This window comes from Cryobacterium sp. MP_M3, from assembly GCF_015752155.1.
Lineage (GTDB): Bacteria > Actinomycetota > Actinomycetes > Actinomycetales > Microbacteriaceae > Cryobacterium.
In genome coordinates this window covers 311815-331455 of record NZ_JADOVI010000001.1, presented here as the reverse complement: position 1 = coordinate 331455, position 19641 = coordinate 311815, and the positions used below count along the sequence as shown (strand labels likewise).

Below are 19641 nucleotides of genomic sequence, written 5' to 3'. Positions count from 1 at the left end.
GGGGACGGCCGCTCGCGTGACGAAGCGCTACTTCGAGGGGTGGGTGCGGTTGATCGTCGCGAGGGTCTGGCGGGCGATCTCCAGCTCCTCGTTCGTCGGGATGACCAGTACGGTGACCTTCGAGGCATCCGTGGAGATCACCCGGGGCTTGCGCGACTTGGCCTCGTTGCGCACGGGGTCGATCTCGATCCCCATGCCCTCCAGGCCGGCCAGCGACCCGGCGCGCACGATCGGCGAGTTCTCGCCGACGCCCGCGGTGAAGACGATGACGTCGACGCTGCCGAGCTGCGCGTAGTACGAGCCGACGTAGCCCTTGAGCCGATGGAAGTACACGTCGAGGGCGGCCTGGGCGACCGGGTCGCCCGCGATCGAGGCGTCCTCCACATCACGCATGTCGCCGTTGCCGGCCAGCGCGAGCATGCCGCCGCGGCGATTGAGCAGGTCGTCGAGTTCGGCCGTGTTCATGCCGGCCCGGCGGCGCAGGTGGAAGATGACGGCCGGGTCGATGTCGCCCGAGCGGGTGCCCATCACGAGCCCCTGCAACGGGGTCATCCCCATCGACGTATCGATCGAACTGCCGCCGTCGACGGCGCAGGCGGAGGCGCCGTTGCCGAGGTGCAGCACGATCGTCTTCAGCTCGGCCAGCGGCCGGTCCAGGAACGTGGCCACGGCCTCGGAGACGAACTTGTGCGAGGTGCCGTGGAAGCCGTACTTGCGCACACGGTACCGGGTGGCCAGGTCCCGGTCGATGGCGTAGGTGTACGCCTCCGGCGGCAGTGTCTGGTGGAACGCGGTGTCGAACACGGCCACGTGCGGCACATTCGCGAAGCTGGCGCGGGCGGCCCGGATGCCCTGAACGGCGCCCGGGTTGTGCAGCGGCGCGATCTCGGAGAGGTCCTCGATGTTCAGCTCGACCAGGTGGGTGATCTCGGTCGGCTCGAAGAACCGGTTCCCGCCCTGCACGACGCGGTGGCCCACGGCGATCAGGTCGGCCTCACTGAGCTGAGGTCCGTGCTGGGTGAAGGCCTCGATCATCACGGCGAAGCCGGCGGTGTGATCGGCGATCGGCAGGTCGCGTTCGGTGCGGTCCGCCTTCGTCGGGCCGGCATTGTGCCGGGAGTGCCCGATCGGCTCGCCGATGCGTTCGACCAGGCCGCTCGCCAGCTCGGTCTCGGTGTCCATGTCGATCAGCTGGTACTTGAACGATGACGAGCCGGAGTTGACGACCAGGACGGCGCTCATGCGGACACCGCCGCGGTCTCGGTGCGGGCTGCGGCCACTGCGGACAGGGTCGCCGCCTGGATCGCGGTGATGGCTACGGTGTTGACGATGTCCTGCACAAGTGCTCCTCGGGAAAGATCGTTGATGGGTTTGCGAAGGCCCTGCAGGACGGGGCCGATCGCCAGGGCGCCGGCGCTGCGCTGGACCGCCTTGTAGGTGTTGTTGCCGGTGTTCAGGTCGGGGAAGATGAACACCGTCGCGCGGCCGGCCACGGCGGAGCCGGGCATCTTCGCGGCGGCGACGTCGGCATCCGCTGCCGCGTCGTACTGGATCGGGCCTTCGATGAGGAGGTCTGGGCGGCGTTCGCGCACGAGCGCGGTCGCTGCCCGCACCTTGTCGACATCCGCGCCCTTGCCCGACTCCCCGGTGGAATAGGAGAGCATGGCGATGCGCGGTTCGATGCCGAACTCGACCGCGGTCTCGGAGGCCGAGATCGCGATGTCGGCCAGCTGCTCCGCGGACGGGTCGGGGTTGACCGCGCAGTCGCCGTAGACGAGCACCTTGTCGGCGAGCGCCATCAGGAACACGCTCGAGACGACCGAGGTGTCCGGCCGGGTCTTGATGATCTCGAAGCTGGGCCGGATGGTGTGCGCCGTGGTGTGGGTGGCGCCCGAGACCATGCCGTCGGCGAGTCCGAGCTGCACCATCATCGTGCCGAAGTAGGACACGTCGGTGACGACATCCATCGCCTGGTCGATCGTGACGCCCTTGTGCGCGCGCAGCTTCGCGTATTCCTCCGCGAACCGGGTGCGCAGCACATCGTCGAACGGGCTGACCACCTGGGCTTTGGCAATGTCCAGGCCCAGGCCGATCGCCCGGGACCGCACCTCGAACTCTTCCCCGAGGATGGTGATGTCGGCCACGTCACGGGCCAGCAGGGTGGCGGCGGCCCGCAGGATGCGGTCGTCGTCTCCCTCGGGCATGACGATGCGCTTGCGGTTCTTCCGGGCCCGTTCGAGCAGGGTGTACTCGAACATCAGCGGCGTCACCACGTCGGCGCGGCTGACCCGCAGCCGGTCGAGCAGCACGGATGCGTCCACGTGGCCTTCGAAGAGGGCCAGCGCGGTGTCGTGCTTGCGCTGCGAGTCCGCGGCCATCCTGCCCGGGGTGTGCGTGATCCGCAGCGCCGCCTCGTAGGAGCCGAGCTCGGTGCGGATGATCGGCACCGACGGCGCGAGGCCGTCGACGAGGCGTTCGATCTCCTCGGGGAGTGCGAATCCGCCCACGAGCACGATGCCCGCGATCGACGGGAACGTCGCGGAGGAGTTCGCCATCAGCACGGCGAGCAGCACCTGCGGCCGGTCGCTCGGGATGACGACGACGGCGCCGTCGAACAGGCGCGGCAGCACGTTGACCATCGACATGGCCGCGACGACCACGCCGAGCGCCTCCCGGGACAGCAGCGCGGGATCGCCGTTCACCAGGGTGCCGTTGGTGGCCTTGAGGATGCTCTTCATGCTCGGGGCCACGATGTACGGGTCCTCGGGGATCGCCCAGACCGGCACGGAGGCCAGCTGGCTGCCCGGCGCGTCGATCACGCCGCGCACGGAGGCGATCAGGTCGTCGAGCCGCTCGGGGTCGGCCCGGTTGATGATCACTCCGAGCAGGGAGACGTGCTCGTCGCGCAGTTCCGCGAGGGAGACGTCGGTCAGCTGACGGATGTCTTCCGGCCCGCGTGGGTCGCTCTGGCCGAGCCGGTCGCTCTGGTTGAGCACCTCGCCCTGGCCGGGGCCGACCCGGCCGCCGAGCACGAGCAGCACCGGCACGCCGAGGTTCGCGGCGACGCGGAGGTTGAAGGCGAGTTCGGTGGGGCTGCCGACATCCGTGTAGTCGCTGCCGACGACGACGACCGCGTCGCACTTCGCCTCGACGGCCTTGTACCTGGCCACGATCCGGCCGAGGGCCGCGTCGGGGTCGAGGTGCACGTCGTCGTAGCTGACGCCGACGCACTCGTCATAGCTGAGCGGCGGTGTGCCCTTCGCCGACCCGGTGGCCAGGTGCGCGAGCAGCAGCTCGAGCACGTAGTCGGGGTGGTGCACCGACCGGGCGACGGGACGGAAGACGCCGACCCGCTCGACCGAGCGGAGCAGGGTGTCCAGCACGCCGAGCGCGATCGTGGACTTGCCGGTGTTGCCCTCTGCTGAGGTGATGTAGATGCTGTCGGCCATTATTCGTTGTCCCCGCCCGTTTCGATCGCATTGGTGACGCCGGCTCCGGCGCCCTGGGCGTCCCACACCCATTCGGTGACCTCGGGGATGTCTTCCCCGTGGTCGCGGGTGTAGGCGCGGGCCCGCAGGCGCGCATCCTGCATCTCCTGGCGGAGCAGCCCGGCGCGGGCGCCGAGGCCCGGAACCCGGTCGATGACGTCCATCACCAGGTGGTACCGGTCGAGGTCGTTGAGCATGACCATGTCGAACGGGGTCGTGGTGGTGCCTTCCTCCTTGTAGCCGCGCGCGTGCAGATTGGCATGGCCGTGGCGCTTGTAGGTCAGGCGGTGGATCAGCCACGGGTAGCCGTGGTAGGCGAACACGATCGGCTTGTCGGCGGTGAAGAACGCGTCGAACTCGGCGTCGCTGAGCCCGTGCGGGTGGTCGGCCTCGGACTGCAGGCGCATCAGGTCGACGACGTTGACCACGCGCACCTTGAGTTCGGGGATCGCCTCCCGCAGGATCGCGGCGGCGGCCAGGATCTCCAGGGTCGGCACCTCTCCGGCGGCGGCGAGCACGACATCCGGCTCGGTGCCGGCGATCTCGGTGCCGGCCCAGTCGAAGATGCCGAGGCCGCGCTCGCAGTGCGCGACGGCCTGGTCCATGGTCAGCCAATTCGGCGCGGGCTGCTTGCCGGCGACGACGACGTTGACGTAGTCGACGCTGCGCAGGCAGTGGTCGTAGATGGAGAGCAGCGTGTTGGCGTCGAACGGCAGGTAGACGCGCACGACATCCGCGCTCTTGTTGACGACGTGGTCGATGAAGCCCGGGTCCTGGTGCGAGAAGCCGTTGTGGTCCTGGCGCCAGACGTGCGAGGAGAGCAGGTAGTTCAGGCTGGAGATCGAGCGGCGCCAGGGGATCTCGCGGGTCACCTTGAGCCATTTGGCGTGCTGGTTGAACATCGAGTCGACGATGTGGATGAACGCCTCGTAGCAGTTGAACAGCCCGTGGCGGCCGGTGAGCAGGTAGCCCTCGAGCCAGCCCTGGCACTGGTGCTCGCTGAGCATCTCCATGATCCGGCCGGCCCGGTCGAGGTTGGTGTCGCCCGGGTGGTACTCGCCGTTCCAGGTCTTGTCCGTTGCCGCGAACACGGCGGGCGCGAGCCGGTTGGAGGCCGTCTCGTCCGGCCCGAAGATGCGGAAGTTGTCGGGGTTGTCGCGGATGACGTCGGCCAGCCAGGTGCCGAGCACTTTGGTGGCCTCGTCGGTGGTCGCGCCGGGTGACGGCACGTCGACGGCGTAGTCGCGGAAGTTCGGCAGCCGCAGGTCCCTGCGGAGCAGTCCGCCGTTGGAGACCGGGTTGGCGCTCATCCGCAGGTCGCCGACCGGGGCGAGGGCCGTGATCTTCGCGACCGGTGCGCCGGCCTCGTCAAAGAGTTCCTCCGGCTTGTAGGAGGCGAGCCAGCCCTCGAGCAGTTGGGTGTGCTCCAGGGTGTCGCGGGCGTTGCTCAGCGGCACCTGGTGCGAACGCCAGGAGTCGACGACCTGCACGCCGTCGATCGTGGTCGGGCAGGTCCAGCCCTTGGGGGTGCGCAGGATGATCATCGGCCAGCGCGGACGTTCGGTGTCGCCGGCGAGGGCGCGGGCCTTGATTTCGGCGATCTCGTTGAGCACCTCGTCGAGGGTCTCGGCCATCCGCTGGTGCACCAGGAGCGGGTCTTCCTCGTTGAACCCGCCGGAGACGATGTAGGGCTTGTGGCCGTAGCCGCGCATCAGGTCGAGGAGCTCCTCCTCGGGGATGCGGGCGAGCACGGTGGGGTTGGCGATCTTGTAGCCGTTGAGGTGCAGGATCGGCAGCACGACGCCGTCGACGAGCGGGTCGACGAACTTGTTGGAGTGCCAGCTGGTGGCGAGCGGGCCGGTCTCGGCCTCGCCGTCGCCGACGACGGCCGCGACGAGCAGGCCGGGGTTGTCGAAGGCCGCGCCGTAGGCGTGGCTGAGCGCATAACCGAGCTCGCCGCCCTCGTGGATCGAGCCGGGCGTTTCGGGTGAGGCGTGGCTGGGGATGCCACCCGGGAAGGAGAACTGGCGGAACAGGGCCTTGGCGCCGCGTTCGCTCTGCTCGATGCCGGAGTAGATCTCGCTGTAGGTGCCGTCGAGGTAGGCGTTGGCAACCATGCCGGGGCCGCCGTGGCCGGGGCCGGTGACATAAAGGGTGCTGATGGCGCGTTCCTGGATGGCCCGGTTCAGGTGGGCGTAGAGGAAGTTGAGCCCCGGTGTCGTTCCCCAGTGGCCCAGCAGACGCGGTTTAATGTGGTCACGATTAAGGGGTTCACGCAATAACGGGTTGTCCAGAAGGTAGATCTGCCCGACCGACAGGTAATTTGCGGCCCGCCACCAGGCGTCGACGCTGGCGAGGGCGTCTGCACTGAGCGGTTGCGTCTGGCGATGGGGCCAGAGGAAGGATTTACCGGACGTTTCAACCATGGGTGCCTCCAGGCACTGTCGGGGCGTTATCTGCGCCCTACCATCCTAGGAGAAATTGCGGAATCGTTATCATGGCTAACGGCATTTCGGCGTCCTCACCGCGGGAAAACGGGCCCGGCGACCGGAAGAATGCACAAAAAAGACTCCTCGCGCACCCACCAGAGCCCGGTTACCCTTGCTACGTTTCCGTCCTGGGGGAGTTGGCCGAGATGGCGCCACGCGAGGAGCCGACTGCCAGTTTAGGCGGAAAGGCCCGCGCCCCCAAAACCCGTCGGCACCGAGGCGAATCCGGCCGATCCCGGCCGGGTGTGACAGCGGCCGCCGGAAACAGGTAAGATTCTTTCTTGGCCGTTCCTCACGGATACGGCCGGCCAGGAGAATTCGCCTAGTGGCCTATGGCGCACGCTTGGAAAGCGTGTTGGGTGAGAGCCCTCGGGGGTTCGAATCCCCCATTCTCCGCCAAATGGAATCCGTCACCCCGGCGAGCGCACAGCGCCCACTCGCGGGGTTCGAATCCCCCATTCTCCGCCAAATGGAATCCGTCACCCCGGTGAGCGCACAGCGCCCACTCGCGGGGTTCGAATCCCCCATTCTCCGCCAAATGGAATCCGTCACCCCGGTGAGCGCACAGCGCCCACTCGCGGGGTTCGAATCCCCCATTCTCCACCAAATGGAATCCGTCACCCCGGTGAGCGCACAGCGCCCACTCGCGGGGTTCGAATCCCCCATGCTCCACCAAATGGAATCCGTCACCCCGGTGGTCGAGCCTGTCGAGACCCTCGCGTGATTTCGACAAGCTCAATCACCGGCGTCGAGATTAGTCGTCGAGGCGGCGGCGCGGGCGCGGCGCGGGCGGCGGCGGCACCTCTTTCGCGGCGACGATGTCCGCCAGCGTGATCGCGACGAGCCCGCGCTTGGTCTCGACCACGCACTCGGTGTCGTCGCAGGAGCGGAGGTAGCCGACGGCATCCGTCACGCCACCCTCGATGCGTCTGCGCACGACGACCCGGGTTCCCGGTTCGGCGTCGATCACGAACCGGGCTGCTGCTTCACTCATCAGGCCGAGCCTACCCGCAGCGCAGGCGGCCCGACCCGGTTAGATCAGCCGGCTGAACGCCTCGACCCGTTTGGACTCCCCCGCGATCAGGATGATGTCGGTCGCCGTGATCACGGTGTCCAGGGTCGTGTAACTCCACACCCCGTCGCGGTTGAACGCGGTGACGGTGACCCCGTGGTTCGGCCGGATGCGTGTCTTGCCGAGCGGCACGCCGATGATCTCCCGCGGCGGGGTCGTCTTCACGAGGGCGAAGTTCTCGCCGATCTCGATGTAGTCCTGCATCACCCCGCGCACCAGGTGGGCGACCCGTTTGCCCATGTCCTTCTCGGGGTAGATGACGTGACTGACCCCCAGCTGCTGCAGGATCTCACCGTGCGGGTCGCTCACGGCCTTCGCCCAGATGTTGGGGATGCCGAGTTTGAGCAGCAGCGACGCGGTGAGGATGTTCGCCTGGATGTCGCCACCGATCGCCACGACGGCGCTGGTGAACTCGGTCACCGACAGCTGACGGAGGGTTTCCTCCTTGGTCGAGTCGGCGCGCACGACGTGGGTGAGCAGCCCGTTGTGCGCCTGCACGATGTCCTCGTCGCCGTCGATGCCGAGCACCTCGGTGCCGCTTTCCATCAGTTCAAGGGCGAGGGAACTGCCGAACCGGCCGAGGCCGATCACGACGACCGACTCGGATTCGGCGATGCGGGCGGGGTCGTGAGACCCGAACAGGTTGAACTTAGCCAATGATCGGCCTCTCTTTCGGTAATTCGTAGGCGGTCGGGCGTTCGCGTAACGCGAGCGCCGAGGCGAAGGTGATCGGCCCCAGCCGGCCGATGAACATGAGCAGCATCAGGATGATCTTGCCCGGCTCCGGCAGCCCGGCAGTGATCCCCGTGGACAGGCCCACCGTGCCGAAGGCCGAGATGACCTCGAACAGGAGCTTGTCCATGCTGATGTCGGTCATCACCATCAGCGCGGCCGTGGACGCGATGACGACCGCGACGGCGAGCAGCACGATCGTGATCGCCTGCCGGTGCACCGCGCGGGAGAGCCGCTTGCCGAACACGTTCACGGCGGTGTCACCGCGCACCTCGGCGAGGAGGATGAAGAAGAGCACGCCGAAGGTGGTGATCTTGATGCCGCCGGCGGTTCCGGCCGGGCCGCCACCGATCAGCATCAGGATGTCGGTGCCGAGCAGGCTGGCCGAGTCCATCGCGCCGGTGTCGACGCTGTTGAAGCCGGCTGTGCGCGCCTGCACCGACTGGAAGAAGCCGACCAGGAGCTTGCTCGGCCAGTCGAGCGGCCCGAGGGTCGCCGGGTTGGACCATTCGACGGCCGTGAGGTACACCGTGCCGCCGACCAGCAGGATCAGGGTGCCGGCCAGCACCAGTCGGGTGTTCATGTTCCACAGTCGGGGCGTCTTGAGGTGCCGGCGCAGCTGCACGATCACGGGGAAGCCCAGCCCGCCGAGGATCACGGCGGCGGCGATCGGCAGGCAGATGAGCGGATCCGTGGCGTAGGAGATGAGGTTGTCGCTGAACAGCGCGAACCCCGCGTTGTTGAACGAGGAGACCGCGTGGAAGATGCCGAGCCAGAGCGCGCGGCCGAGCGGCTCGCCGTAGCCGAGCAGGAACCGGAGGCTGAGCAGCAACGCGACGCTCGCCTCGATCACCAGCGTCATCCGCACGACGCCGAAGACGAGCCCCTTGACGTCGTCCAGGCCCACGCTCTTCGCCTCGGCGGCCGCGGTGATCCGGGAGCGCAGCGAGAGCTTGCGCATGACCGCCAGCCCGATCACCGACGCGAACGTCATGATCCCCAGGCCGCCGATCTGGATCAGCAGCAGAATGACGACCTGGCCGAAGGCCGACCACTGGGTGGCCGTGTCGACGACGATCAACCCCGTCACGCAGACGGCGGAAGTCGCGGTGAAGATCGCGTCGAAGAACGACGCCCCGCCGGGGCCCGGGGTGGCGATCGGCAGCATCAGCAGGCCCGTGCCGATCAGGATCGTCGTGGCGAATGCGGAGGCGACGACCTGGGCCGGGTGCGGCCGGAACCGCGAGATTCTCGCGGTAGCGGGGGGCATCGTCCGGGGATTCACCTGCTCACTCTACGGTCGATGCCGTACCGGCGGGTGGCCGGGACCAATCCGATGCGGCGAGGGCACCGGACCACTTATGCGGCCCGGGGAAATCCGAGGCCGGAACTGAACAACGGAAGAGAGTACTCATCATGAACACCATCACGAAGCGTCTCAGTGCATTCGGCATCGCCGGCATCGCAGCATCCGCCATCATCGTCGGCGGGCTGGCCGCCCCCGCCCAGGCCTCCGAACAGGGCAGCCCGCAGCTCACCGGCACCGACGGCTCGTCGGCGGCCCAGACCGTCGACTTCGGCCTGCTCACCGACGCCCTGACCGGAAACCAGGCCACCGGAACCGGCGTCGCCGGCAACGACGCCTCGCTCCTCGGCGGCGGCGTGCTCAACGCCCCTCTCGTCAACGGCCCCGTCGTGGACCGCTCGCTGACCAGCGACGTCGGCGACGTCGCCTCGGGCAACGAGGTCGGCAACGGCACCTCGATCGGCAACGGCAACGACGTTCCGGTTGCCTCCGGAAACGACACCTCGGTCACCGCCCCGGTCACCGCTCCCGTCGAGGCCCCGGTCACCGCACCGGTCACGGCTCCGGTCGGTTCGGGCAACGACGTCACCGGCGGCAACGTCGGCGACATCGGATCGTCCGTGAACGACGTGGTCGACGGGTCGCTCGGCGGCCTCGACCTGGGCGCCGTTCTCGGCCGCTAACCCGCACAGCGCACAACGATGAGGCACGGCTCCTGAGGGGGTCGTGCCTTGTTTCGTGCACCGACGGCCGGCGACGGTTGCCGGGCCGAACCCCCCGGAACGGTGGCTAGCACACGACGGTGAATTTCGGGATAATCTGACTACACCGGCAAGGGGGAACCACGGGTGAGATTCGGCGGAGGGTTGCGCACGCGGGCGCACGCATTGCGACCCCACGGACGTCTCATGCTGCAGTCCGGCCTGTCCGTGCTCGCCCTGATCGCGCCGCTGTCGGCCGTGCTGTTCTGGCTGACCATCCCCACGAATTCGTGGCAGCCGGTGGCCCTGGGTGACCTCGTCGTCGTCGCGCTCTGCCTGGTCGCGGCCATCGCCTTCTACCGCACGGTTATCTGGGTGGACACGGAGGGTATCTCGGAGCGTGGTTTCCTCGGCCGGGTCTCCGATTTCTCCAAGGATGAGATCGGAAGCGTCGTGCTGCTCGACCTGTACCAGAGCGGCGCGATGGACACGCATCCGCAGCTCTTCCTCACCGGCACCGACGGCCGTCTGCTGATCCGGATGCGCGGCCAGTTCTACTCCCGTGGCGCGATGGAGACGGTGGTCGACCTGCTCGACGCTCCCGTCGTGCGCGTGCCGGAGCCGATGACTCTGCAGGACCTGAACCGTGTGCGCCCCGAACTGCTCTACTGGTTCGAGCGGCGCATCACGACCCACACCGGCTGAGTCCGGCAGTTCGGTCAGCGTCGGCGGCGAGTGCCGAAGATGCCGCTGACGACCCCGGTGAGGATCGACTTGGTGACCGACGACCCGAGCACCTGTTCGAGCACGCTCTTCTGCGGGCGCGAACTGGTGCGGCTGCGGGTCGTGCCCTGCGTCTGCTTCATCAGGCGGTCGTATTCGGTCTGCGCCTTCTTCTGTGCCTTCGCCTGCTGCGCGGCGGCGGCCTCCTGCTGCTTCTCCAGCTCGGCGGCGGCCTTCGCCTGGTCGAGGGCGGCCTGCTGGGCGAGCGCCACCCGGTTGGCTGCCTCCAGCTTCGTCGCCAGCATCTCGCGGGCCGAGTCGCGGTCGATCGCGGCACCGTAGACGGCGAGCAGCGGGGAGGCGGCGACGGTGGCGTCGATCTGTTCCGGTGGCGTCGGTGACATCGAGCCCTGCGGCGCGCGGAGGCGGGTCCAGGCGACGGGACTCGGGGCGCCCTTCTCGTTCATCACCGTGACGATAGCCTCGCCGGTGCCGAGCCCGGTCAGCACCTCTTCGAGGTCATAACCCGAGTTCGGGTAGGTGGAGACCGTCGCCCGGAGGGCCTTGGCGTCATCCGGGGTGAACGCCCGCAGCTGGTGCTGAACCCGGGAACCGAGCTGCGCGAGCACGTCGCTCGGCACGTCCTTGGGGGTCTGGGTGACGAAGAAGATGCCGACGCCCTTGGAGCGGATCAGCCGCACCGTCTGGGTGATCGAGGCGAGGAAGTCCTTCGACGCGTCCTTGAACAGCAGGTGCGCCTCGTCTAAGAAGAAGACGAGTTTGGGCTTGTCCAGGTCGCCGACCTCGGGAAGGTCGTTGAACAGGTCGGCCAGCAGCCACATCAGGAAGGTGGAGAACAGGGCCGGCTTGTCGGCGACGCCGGGCACCTCCAGCAGGCTGATGATGCCCCGGCCGTCGGGCGTGCTGCGGAGGAACTCGGCGGTGTCGATCTCGGGTTCGCCGAAGAAGACGTCGGCGCCCTGGTCGGCGAAGGTGATCAGTTCGCGCAGGATGACGCCCACGGTGGCCGGGGACAGGCCGCCGAGGCCGGTGAGTTCGCCCTTGCCTGCGTCGCTGATCAGGAAGCTGAGCACGGCTCGCAGGTCGGTCAGGTCGAGCAGGGGCAGGCCGGCCTGGTCGGCGTAGTGGAAGACGAGGCCGAGGCTGGATTCCTGGGTGTCGCCCAGGCCGAGCACCTTGCTCAGCAGCAGCGGGCCGAAGCCGGCGACCGTGGCGCGCACCGGGATGCCGCGGCCGACCCCGCCGAGCGAGAAGTATTCTGTGGGCGACGCCACGCCCGACCAGTCCTGGCCGATGCCCCGGGTGCGGGCCAGGAGCTTCTCGCTCGGGGTGCCTGCGGTGGCGACGCCGGACAAGTCGCCCTTGATGTCGGCGGCGAACACGGACACCCCGTGCGCGGAGAGCTGCTCGGCGAGCACCTGCAGGGTTTTCGTCTTGCCCGTGCCGGTGGCGCCGGCGACGAGGCCGTGCCGGTTCGTCATCGCCAGCGGGATGCGCACGGGCACGTCGGGGCGGGCGTCGCCGTTGACCAGGGCCCCCATTTCCAGCGCCGGCCCGGCGAACGCGTAGCCGGCCCGGATGGTCTCGACCTGTGCGGCGGTGAGCGGGCCGGCGGCCGCTGCGACGGCGGGCGGCGGGGCGGCAGCCGGCGGGGTGGCCGCAGCGGCTGCCTGGGCCGCGCCCTGGGCGGCTTCGGCCCGGGCGATGGCCGCCTCCGCCTCGGCCTGGGCGGCCCGGGCGGCCGCGATCGCGGCCTCCGCCTGCGCCTTCAGCTCGGATACCTGGTCCACGGGTTCGCTCGGGGTCATGGCCTGAATCCTAGCGCCGAGAGGACCGGCGCGGTCAGGTCGTTTCGGGCCGGATCGTGCCAACCGGTCGGGTCGGTCCCGGCTCGGATCCCGGCGCTGACTGCGGCGCCGGCGCATCCGGCTCCGGGCGCACGAAGACGTAGTCGTTGCCGGCGTCCAGTTCGGCGCGAAGCCCCTGGGACAGGGCCTCCGTGAACAGCGCCCGGGACCGCTCGCGCAGCCGGGAGGCGGCCGCGGGGTCGTCGGCGCGCAGCCGCTCGAAGTCGACGTCGAGCGGGAGCCGCAGCGGGGCGTGCGGGACCGGCCGGGGCGTGCCGGCGAGGGCTGCCCGCACCCGGTCGGACTCGAGCAGCCAACGCACCTCGAACCGGTCGCTCCGGTCGCTGCCGGTGATGACGTCGTCGAGGCGGCCGTAGAAGTCGGGCAGGAACCGCACCACCTCCGCGCCGAGCTTGACCAGGTTGAAGTGCGCGTTGCGGCGGATCAGGGGGTCGAAGGTCCAGCGCATCTCCACGATGCCGTGTTCGAGGCAGACCGCGCGCTGGAACAGCTTCAGCGCGTAGCCGACGCCGCCGCTGCGCCGCCACGGCACCACGGCCGCCATGTGCGAGTGCAGGTGGATGCCGTCGCTCCAGCCGAGGAAGCCCAGCGTCGCGCCGACCGCCTTGCCGGCCTCGTTGGCGACGAGCACGGTATTCCCGGCGTAGTCGAGCGCGAGCAGCATCGAGCGGTCGGGGCTGCGACCGGCACCCCAGGTGCGCTCGAACAGGCCGATCACCGGGGTCATGTCGCCGGGTTCCGCCATCCGCACGGACACCCCGGCTGCCGCCGCGGCGGCATCCGCAAGCCGGTACGCCTCGGCGACGACCTCGGGCTCAACGCTCATGCAACGAGTAGACCACATCCGCCCGTTGTGCATAACTCCTGCACTGTGGACAATTCCGGCCGATTCCGGCCGGAATCTCGGCCTTCCGGAACAATCTGCAGGAGTTATGCGCGGGGCACGCGGATGCCGCGGGCCGGGCCCCGGCTAGTGACCGCGGCCCGAGACCACGTCGGCGATGCTCGCGACCGGCGAGGTGGTCTGCCGCCGGGTCAGCTCGGCCCGGTCGGCGAACGAGTAGGCCCGGTACAAGGCGTGCACGGCGAGCCAGCGCAACGGCTCCGGCTCCCAGTTGCGCACCCGGTGGTTCACCCAGGGCAGCCCTGTCAGGCCGGTGTCCCGGTCGAGGATCAGGTCGGTCAGGGTGCGCCCGGCCAGGTTCGTCGTGGCCACGCCCGTGCCCACGTACCCGCCGGCCCAGGCCAGCCCGGTCGCCGGGTCGAGTCCGACGGTCGCCGCCCAGTCCCGCGGCACGCCGAGCACCCCCGACCAGGCATGGTCGATCGCCACGCCCGCCGTGGCGGGGAAGAACCGGGTGAGGATGCCGCGGAGCGCCTCCACCGTGCTCGCCGGGGTGTGCCCGTCGGAGTCGGTCCGCGAGCCGAAACGGTACGGCACGCCGCGGCCGCCGATCGCGATCCGGTCGTCCTTCGTGCGCTGCGCGTACATGTACGCGTGCGCCATGTCGCCGAGGGTCTCGCGTTCATTCCAGCCGATGCTCTCCCAGACGGCGTCGCTGAGCGGCGCGGTCGCGATCAGCGACGAGTTCATCGGCAGCCAGGCCCGGTGCAGGCCTTTCAGCCCGGCTGTGAACCCCTCCGTGGCGCGCACGACGAACTCGGCGTCCACCGGGCCATGCTCGGTCAGAGCCCGGCCCGGCGTGATCTCGCTGACCCGGGTGTTCTCGTAGATCTCCACCCCGAGCGCCAGGACCACCCGGGCGAGGCCTGCCGCGAGTTTGGCCGGGTGGATGCGCGCACAGTGCGGGTGCCACATCGCCCCGGTGGTGCCGGCCACGTCGATGCGGGCGCGGGCCGCCGCCGGCGAGAGGAGTTCGACATCCGTCATGTCCCACCGCTGCTCGGCCCTGGCGGACGCCTCGAGCCGCTGCTGCTGCGGCAGGTCGTAGGCCACAGTGAACTCGCCGCCCTTGACGATGTCGGCGTCGATGCCCTCGGCCGCGGCGACCCGGATCACCTCGTCGACAGTCTCGTTCATGCTCGCCTGGAACCGGGCGGCCGCCTCGCGCCCGTGCGACGAGACGTATTGTTCGCGCCCGCCGGTGACCGAGTTGGTCAGCCAGCCGCCGTTCCGCCCGGAAGCGCCGTAGCCGGCGAAGCGCTGCTCGAGGATGACTACGCGCAGCGCCGGGGCGGCCTTCTTCAGGTAGTAGGCCGTCCACAGCCCGGTGTACCCGGCGCCGACGATGCACACGTCGGCCGTGATCGGCCCGGGCAGCGGCGGGCGCGTGGCGCCGCGGCCGATCTGGTTCCACCAGAAGGAGACGTCGCCGTTGATCATGGGCGCGGGGCCAGCCGGTCCTCCATCCCCCAGGCCTCGCCGTAGCCGCCCTCCTCGATCGGGGCGCTCATCAGGTCGAGGAACGGCTTCGCGTCGAGGGCCTCCGGGCCGAGCACGCCGATGCCGCCCCAGGTGCCGGCCGCGAGCAGTTCCAGCGCGATCACCGGGTTGAGTGCGGTCTGCCAGACCACGCATTGCGCGTCGTACTCGCGCATCGTCCACTCGTTGTCGCTCACGTGGTAGAGGTAGACCTCGCGCGGCTCGCCGTCGATCCCGGTTCCCGTGACCCATACCCCGGCGCAGGTCTTGCCGGTCATCCGCGGGCCGATCGTGGCCGGGTCGGGCAGGCTGGCGGCGACGACGTCGCGCGGGGCGACCATCGCCGGGCCGGTGGCGCTCCGCACCCGCACCGGTTCGACGCTGTCCAGGCCGAGCAGGTGCAGCGTCTTGAGCACGCCGATGAACTCCTCGCCGAGCCCGTACTTGAAGGTGACCCGCTTCGCGTCGAGCCAGCGCGGCATCAGCAGCACCTCCTCGTGCTCGACGTTGACGCACTCAACCGGGCCGATGCCCTCGGGGAAGTCGAACATCTCCGGTTCGCTGAACGGTTCGGTGGTGAACCAGCCGCGGTCCTTCTCGAAGATCACCGGCGGGTTCAGGCACTCCTCGATCGTGGTCCAGATGCTGAAGGAAGGTGCGAAGATCTCGTTGCCTGCCTCGTCGCGCACCACCAGGTTGGCGCCGTCGCGGGTGCCGAGCTCGTCGATCTCGCGGAACAGGTGGTCGGAGGCGTAGCGGGCGAAGACATCCGAGAGGCCCGGCTCCACGCCCATCCCCACCAGGGCGAGGCGGCCGGCGGTCTCCCAGTCGGCGGCGAGCGCGAATTGGTCGTCGCCGAGTTTGACGCCGGTCTCCGTGTACGGGTGGGTCGGGTGCGGCTCGGACAGGCTCGCGGCCATGTCGAGGTAGTCGCAGCCGGCGGCGAGCGCCCCGGCGAAGATCGTCGGCACGAACTTGGGTTCGACCGCGTTCATCACGTGCGTTGCCCGGTGTTCCTTCGCCACCGCTGCGACCCGGTCCGGGTCGCCGGCGTCGATCTGCGCGGCCGTGAATCGGCTCGCGATGTCGGGGCCGTGCTTGGCCGCGACGGTCGCAACGGTGCGCTCCGCCCGGGCGAGGTCGTAGTCGCAGACGATGACGTGCTCGAAGAACGAGCGGCGGGCGATGATCTTCGCGAACGCGTCTCCGACGCCGCCCGCCCCGACAAGGAGGATTCTCATGGCACGACGCTACCCTGCGGCATCCGCCCCTGTCTGCCCCGCATCCCGTCGAATTCGACGGAGATTTTACGAAAAAGCGGCGTTTTGGGGTGTTTCAGGCGTCGTTCTCGGCATTTCTCCGTCGAATTCGACCGCGTGACGGATGCTGCGCCGCGAGGTGCCGTTCGCCGTCGAGTTTCGCGGCGACCGGCGCCCACAGCAGCACGGCCACCCCCACGCCGAGGAGCAGACCGCCGATGGTGTCGGTGAGCCAGTGTGCGCCGAGGTAGGTGCGGCTGACCATCATCACCGCGGTGTAGAGCGCACCGGCCAGCCAGACCCAGACCCGCGGGAAGAGGATGGCCAGGCAGACGACCATGGTCGCGGCGTTGGCCACGTGGCCCGACGGGAATGAGCCGAAGTCACTGGTCACCAGCATGTCCTCCGGCCTGGCGCGTCCGAACAGGTTCTTCAGCAGCTGCACGAGCCCGCTGCTCACGATCGTCGCCGCGAGGAAGTACCCGGCCGCCCACTTTCGCCGGAGCAGGAGGAAAACGGCGAGGATGAGCACGGGGATGACGACCACGCCCGCGATGCCGGCTCCGAGGAAGTTCATCGCCAGGGACAGGTACTCCCAGACGGGAGCGCGGTGCTCGATGATCTCGTCCATCCAGGCGGCGTCGATCCGCAGCGGCCTGCCGTTGTCCCGGTAGACGATGAGGGCTCCGAGCCCGAATGCCAGGGCGACGGCGGCCAGCGCGCTCACGAGCGGCCAGCGCCGGGCGATGCGGCGTGCCGCGGGGGCGGCGGCGGTCTCCGGGGATCTGTCGTCGGTCATCCGTCAATCCTAGGTCGGGCACGGGCGGGGGCCGGGAACCGGCGTGGGGGCCCGAGCGCGGGGTTCAGTGCTCCAGGGCGGGCACGGAGCGCGGGCGCACGACGGTCCACAGCGCGATGATCGCGATCAGGGCGGTCGTTCCCATCACCGCGCCCATCGGGATGGCGTTGCCCACCCCGAGCAGGCCGACGATCGGTGAGATCAGGCCGGCGACGCCGAAGTTCGCGGCGCCGAGCAGGGACGCGGCGGTGCCCGCCTCGTGCCCGTGTGCGCTCAGGGCGATCACCTGCACGCTCGGCAGGGTGAACCCGCAGGCCGCGATGAAGAACCAGAGCGGCACCAGGGTGCCCCAGAGCCCGGCGCCGGCCAGGTCGAGCAGCACGATGGCGGCCGAGGTGATGACCAGCACCACCGTCGAGACCGCCACGATCCACTGCGGGCCGATGTTGAACCGGTGCATCAGCCGTGAGCTCAGCTGCACGCCGGTGACGATGCCGAGCGAGTTGACGGCGAAGAGGATGCCGTACTGCTGCGCGCTGAACCCGTAGACCTCCTGGAACAGGAACGACGAGGCGGAGAGGTAGGAGAACAGCCCGGTGAACGTCATGGCGCCGATGATCGCGACGCCGACGAAGATGCGGTCGCTGAGCACGGCCCGGTAACGCTGGGCGAGGGTGTTGTGCCCGGCCGTGTGCCGTTCGGCGGCGGGCAGTGTCTCGACGATCCAGAACGCGACGGCCAGGATGACGACGGCGCCGTAGGCGGCGAGCACCCAGAAGATCCCGCGCCAGCTCATCACGAGCAGCAACTGGGAACCGATGACCGGGGCGAGCACGGGTGCGAGGCCGCTGATCAGGGCGAGGCGGGACAGCATCCGCACCAGCGGCTTGCCGCCGAACAGGTCGCGCACCATGGCGAGGGCGACGACGGCGCCGGCCGCCGCGCCGAAGCCCTGCAGCAGGCGGAAGACGCCCAGCCAGACGATGTCCTGGGAGAGCGCCGCGCCGACGCTGGCGAGGATGTGGAACCCGGTCGCGAGCATCAGCGGCAGCCTGCGGCCGACCTTGTCGCTCCACGGGCCGACGATGAGCTGGCCGAAGCCGAAGCCGATCATCGTGCCGGTGAGGGTGAGCTGGATGGCCGCGGCCGAGACACCGAGCTCGTTCTGCAGGGTCGGGAAGGCAGGCAGGTACAGGTCGATCGTGAACGGTCCGAGCGCGGTGAGCGCGCCGAGCACGAGCACGTAGACGAGGCGCTGGCGCCGGGTGAGGGCGTCCCCGGGGTGCGGGGCGGTCGACCGGAGCTGGGCCTGGGTGATCACGGGAATGACGGCGGTAGTCACGAAGTGGAGTTCCTCGGTGTCGATGGGGAGATGTCTGGTGGGGCCGGCTGGGCGGGCTGACAGGGGCTGGAGACGGCGTTCGGGCACCGAGTCTCGGGCGACGCTACCGGCAGCGGAACACGGAGCCGCTCTCTGGGACAAGCGGGTCACGGCCGTTCCTATTCCCCCGGCCGGGATCCGCGCCGAAGATTGCGCGAAACGGCCGGATCGCGCATCGTGCCGGCAGGCGGGACAGGCGGTCGAACCAGGTCAGGTGCTCAGGAGGTCGGCACGCCGCTCGGGTCGTCGAGCAACCCCTCGAAGGCCAGCTCGGCCGCGCCGATCATGAGCAGGTTGGAGCCCAGTTCCGCCGCGCTGACCCGCACGCTGCCGAACGAGGACACGAGTGTCATCGACGCCACGGCGGCGCGCAACCGGTCGGGGTCGACGGCGAACAGCGCGGCCAGGAACCCGCCGAGCACGACCAGCTGCGGGTTGAGGATGTTGATGGCGCCGGCCAGGGCCACCGCGAGGAAGTCCAGCTGCCGGTTGACCTCGTCCCTGACCTGGGGCGAGTCGGAGGCGAGCAGGGCCTGTTCCAGTTCGTCGGCATCCGCGCTCTCGAGCCCGAGCACCCCGAGCAGGTCCTCCCGCGTCACCTCGGCCTCGAGGGTGCCCGTGATCCCGGCGGAGTCGGTGCGGGAGCCGCCGCTCACCCGGGTGTGACCGAACTCGCCCGCGTAACCGGCGATGCCGCCGACGGGGTTGCCGCCGACGATCATGCCGCCGCCGATGCCGCTCGCTCCGCCGTTGAGGTAGATCAGGTCGGTGATGCCCTTGCCCGCTCCGAAGTACTGTTCGGCGAGCGCGCCGAGGCTGGCGTCGTTGGCGGCGAAGACCGGGAACCCGGTCAGCTGTTCGAGCATCTCCTTGAGCGGTTCGTCGGTCCAGCCGAGGTGCGGGGCGAGGCGCACCAGGCCGTCGTGGGCGCGCACGAGGCCCGGCACGGCGACGCCGATCCCGACCACCCGGAACCGGGAGTCCAGTTCCCCGCGCATCCCCTCGATCACCGCGCCGGCGATGTTCACGGCCTCGCTCGCGCTGGGCGAGCGTTCGGTCGGGTAGCGGATGCGCCGGTGCACGGTGCCGTCGAGGCCCACGATCCCGATCGTGACGGCGTCGATCTCGGGGTTCACAGCCAGCGCCACGACCTGCTCGGCGCAGAACACCACCGGGCTCGGCCGGCCCACCTGGTTGGTGGAATCCGGGTCGCGTTCGCCGGCGAGGCCGAGCTGGCCGAGCTCGCCGACGAGGGCGGCGATCGTGGACCGGTTCAGGCCGGTCAACCGGGTCAGCTGCGCGCGGGAGGTCGGCCCGTTGCGGTGGACGATGCGGAGGATCGCCGACAGGTTGTGCCGGCGCACATCGTCATGGTTGCTCCCCTGCACTGCTTTCCATTCCACTCGGTTGCCCTCAGGT

At 69.5% G+C, this 19641-nt stretch carries 15 protein-coding genes, 1 tRNA gene and 1 other RNA gene; 3 read left to right on the top strand and 14 right to left on the bottom strand.

Annotation, left to right across the window (positions count from 1 at the left end):
- Positions 1-27 precede the first annotated feature (27 nt).
- The 4 genes from IWX89_RS01480 to ffs form a co-directional block, all read right to left on the bottom strand.
- On the bottom strand, positions 28-1242 hold the full coding sequence (locus IWX89_RS01480) for an acetate/propionate family kinase (protein WP_196901815.1): 1215 nt from the start codon (positions 1240-1242) through the stop codon (positions 28-30).
- A complete protein-coding gene (pta, locus tag IWX89_RS01475) occupies positions 1239-3449 on the bottom strand; it encodes a phosphate acetyltransferase (protein ID WP_196901814.1) in 2211 nt (736 codons plus the stop codon). The genes IWX89_RS01480 and pta overlap by 4 nt, the downstream gene beginning before the upstream one ends.
- Positions 3449-5914 (bottom strand): phosphoketolase, encoded by a 2466-nt coding sequence (locus IWX89_RS01470; RefSeq protein WP_196901813.1) that lies wholly within the window; start codon positions 5912-5914, stop codon positions 3449-3451. The genes pta and IWX89_RS01470 overlap by 1 nt, the downstream gene beginning before the upstream one ends.
- A 135-nt stretch (positions 5915-6049) precedes the next feature.
- Positions 6050-6146, bottom strand: an RNA gene (ffs, locus tag IWX89_RS01465) — signal recognition particle sRNA small type.
- 142 nt (positions 6147-6288) lie between these two features.
- Between ffs and IWX89_RS01460 the strand changes: the two genes are divergently transcribed.
- Positions 6289-6376 (top strand) — tRNA-Ser (locus IWX89_RS01460).
- A gap of 355 nt (positions 6377-6731) precedes the next feature.
- Here the strand turns inward: IWX89_RS01460 and IWX89_RS01455 are convergent.
- The 3 genes from IWX89_RS01455 to IWX89_RS01445 are packed head-to-tail and all read right to left on the bottom strand — an operon-like array spanning position 6732 to position 9051.
- Positions 6732-6971: a hypothetical protein gene (locus tag IWX89_RS01455; RefSeq protein ID WP_196901812.1), complete on the bottom strand. Its 240-nt coding sequence runs from the start codon at positions 6969-6971 to the stop codon at positions 6732-6734.
- 39 nt (positions 6972-7010) lie between these two features.
- Entirely contained in the window at positions 7011-7706 is a 696-nt protein-coding gene (locus IWX89_RS01450) for a TrkA family potassium uptake protein (protein WP_196901811.1), read from the bottom strand.
- A complete protein-coding gene (locus tag IWX89_RS01445; protein ID WP_196902114.1) occupies positions 7699-9051 on the bottom strand; it encodes a TrkH family potassium uptake protein in 1353 nt (450 codons plus the stop codon). The genes IWX89_RS01450 and IWX89_RS01445 overlap by 8 nt, the downstream gene beginning before the upstream one ends.
- A gap of 146 nt (positions 9052-9197) precedes the next feature.
- Between IWX89_RS01445 and IWX89_RS01440 the strand changes: the two genes are divergently transcribed.
- Positions 9198-9770: a hypothetical protein gene (locus IWX89_RS01440; protein ID WP_196901810.1), complete on the top strand. Its 573-nt coding sequence runs from the start codon at positions 9198-9200 to the stop codon at positions 9768-9770.
- Positions 9771-9995: 225 nt separating this feature from the next.
- Entirely contained in the window at positions 9996-10493 is a 498-nt protein-coding gene (locus tag IWX89_RS01435) for a hypothetical protein (RefSeq protein ID WP_196901809.1), read from the top strand.
- A gap of 14 nt (positions 10494-10507) precedes the next feature.
- Here IWX89_RS01435 and IWX89_RS01430 read toward each other — a convergent pair whose 3' ends face one another.
- From IWX89_RS01430 to IWX89_RS01400, 7 genes are all read right to left on the bottom strand, one after another.
- On the bottom strand, positions 10508-12340 hold the full coding sequence (locus IWX89_RS01430; protein WP_196901808.1) for a helicase HerA-like domain-containing protein: 1833 nt from the start codon (positions 12338-12340) through the stop codon (positions 10508-10510).
- A gap of 34 nt (positions 12341-12374) precedes the next feature.
- Complete coding sequence (locus IWX89_RS01425; RefSeq protein WP_196901807.1) at positions 12375-13226, bottom strand: hypothetical protein; 852 nt, start codon at positions 13224-13226, stop codon at positions 12375-12377.
- 144 nt (positions 13227-13370) lie between these two features.
- The gene (locus IWX89_RS01420; protein WP_196901806.1) at positions 13371-14744 is read right to left on the bottom strand and encodes an FAD-binding oxidoreductase; all 1374 of its coding nucleotides are present in this window, start codon (positions 14742-14744) and stop codon (positions 13371-13373) included.
- Complete coding sequence (locus IWX89_RS01415) at positions 14741-16024, bottom strand: saccharopine dehydrogenase family protein (protein WP_196901805.1); 1284 nt, start codon at positions 16022-16024, stop codon at positions 14741-14743. Before IWX89_RS01415 ends, IWX89_RS01420 begins: the two co-directional genes overlap by 4 nt.
- Before the next feature lie 94 nt (positions 16025-16118).
- On the bottom strand, positions 16119-16841 hold the full coding sequence (locus tag IWX89_RS01410; protein ID WP_196901804.1) for a phosphatase PAP2 family protein: 723 nt from the start codon (positions 16839-16841) through the stop codon (positions 16119-16121).
- A gap of 64 nt (positions 16842-16905) precedes the next feature.
- A complete protein-coding gene (locus IWX89_RS01405; protein WP_307836324.1) occupies positions 16906-18183 on the bottom strand; it encodes a multidrug effflux MFS transporter in 1278 nt (425 codons plus the stop codon).
- A 257-nt stretch (positions 18184-18440) separates the two neighbouring features.
- Entirely contained in the window at positions 18441-19625 is a 1185-nt protein-coding gene (locus tag IWX89_RS01400; RefSeq protein WP_196901803.1) for an ROK family transcriptional regulator, read from the bottom strand.
- Positions 19626-19641 lie beyond the last annotated feature (16 nt).

Excerpts from the sequence above, each read along its gene's own strand:
- IWX89_RS01480 (WP_196901815.1), bottom strand. The coding sequence starts at position 1,242 with ATGAGCGCCGTCCTGGTCGTCAACTCCGGCTCGTCATCGTTCAAGTAC.
- pta (WP_196901814.1), bottom strand. The coding sequence starts at position 3,449 with ATGGCCGACAGCATCTACATCACCTCAGCAGAGGGCAACACCGGCAAG.
- IWX89_RS01470 (WP_196901813.1), bottom strand. The coding sequence starts at position 5,914 with ATGGTTGAAACGTCCGGTAAATCCTTCCTCTGGCCCCATCGCCAGACG.
- IWX89_RS01455 (WP_196901812.1), bottom strand. The coding sequence starts at position 6,971 with ATGAGTGAAGCAGCAGCCCGGTTCGTGATCGACGCCGAACCGGGAACC.
- IWX89_RS01445 (WP_196902114.1), bottom strand. The coding sequence starts at position 9,051 with ATGCCCCCCGCTACCGCGAGAATCTCGCGGTTCCGGCCGCACCCGGCC.
- IWX89_RS01440 (WP_196901810.1), top strand. The coding sequence starts at position 9,198 with ATGAACACCATCACGAAGCGTCTCAGTGCATTCGGCATCGCCGGCATC.
- IWX89_RS01435 (WP_196901809.1), top strand. The coding sequence starts at position 9,996 with ATGCTGCAGTCCGGCCTGTCCGTGCTCGCCCTGATCGCGCCGCTGTCG.
- IWX89_RS01430 (WP_196901808.1), bottom strand. The coding sequence starts at position 12,340 with ATGACCCCGAGCGAACCCGTGGACCAGGTATCCGAGCTGAAGGCGCAG.
- IWX89_RS01425 (WP_196901807.1), bottom strand. The coding sequence starts at position 13,226 with ATGAGCGTTGAGCCCGAGGTCGTCGCCGAGGCGTACCGGCTTGCGGAT.
- IWX89_RS01420 (WP_196901806.1), bottom strand. The coding sequence starts at position 14,744 with ATGATCAACGGCGACGTCTCCTTCTGGTGGAACCAGATCGGCCGCGGC.
- IWX89_RS01415 (WP_196901805.1), bottom strand. The coding sequence starts at position 16,024 with ATGAGAATCCTCCTTGTCGGGGCGGGCGGCGTCGGAGACGCGTTCGCG.
- IWX89_RS01410 (WP_196901804.1), bottom strand. The coding sequence starts at position 16,841 with ATGACCGACGACAGATCCCCGGAGACCGCCGCCGCCCCCGCGGCACGC.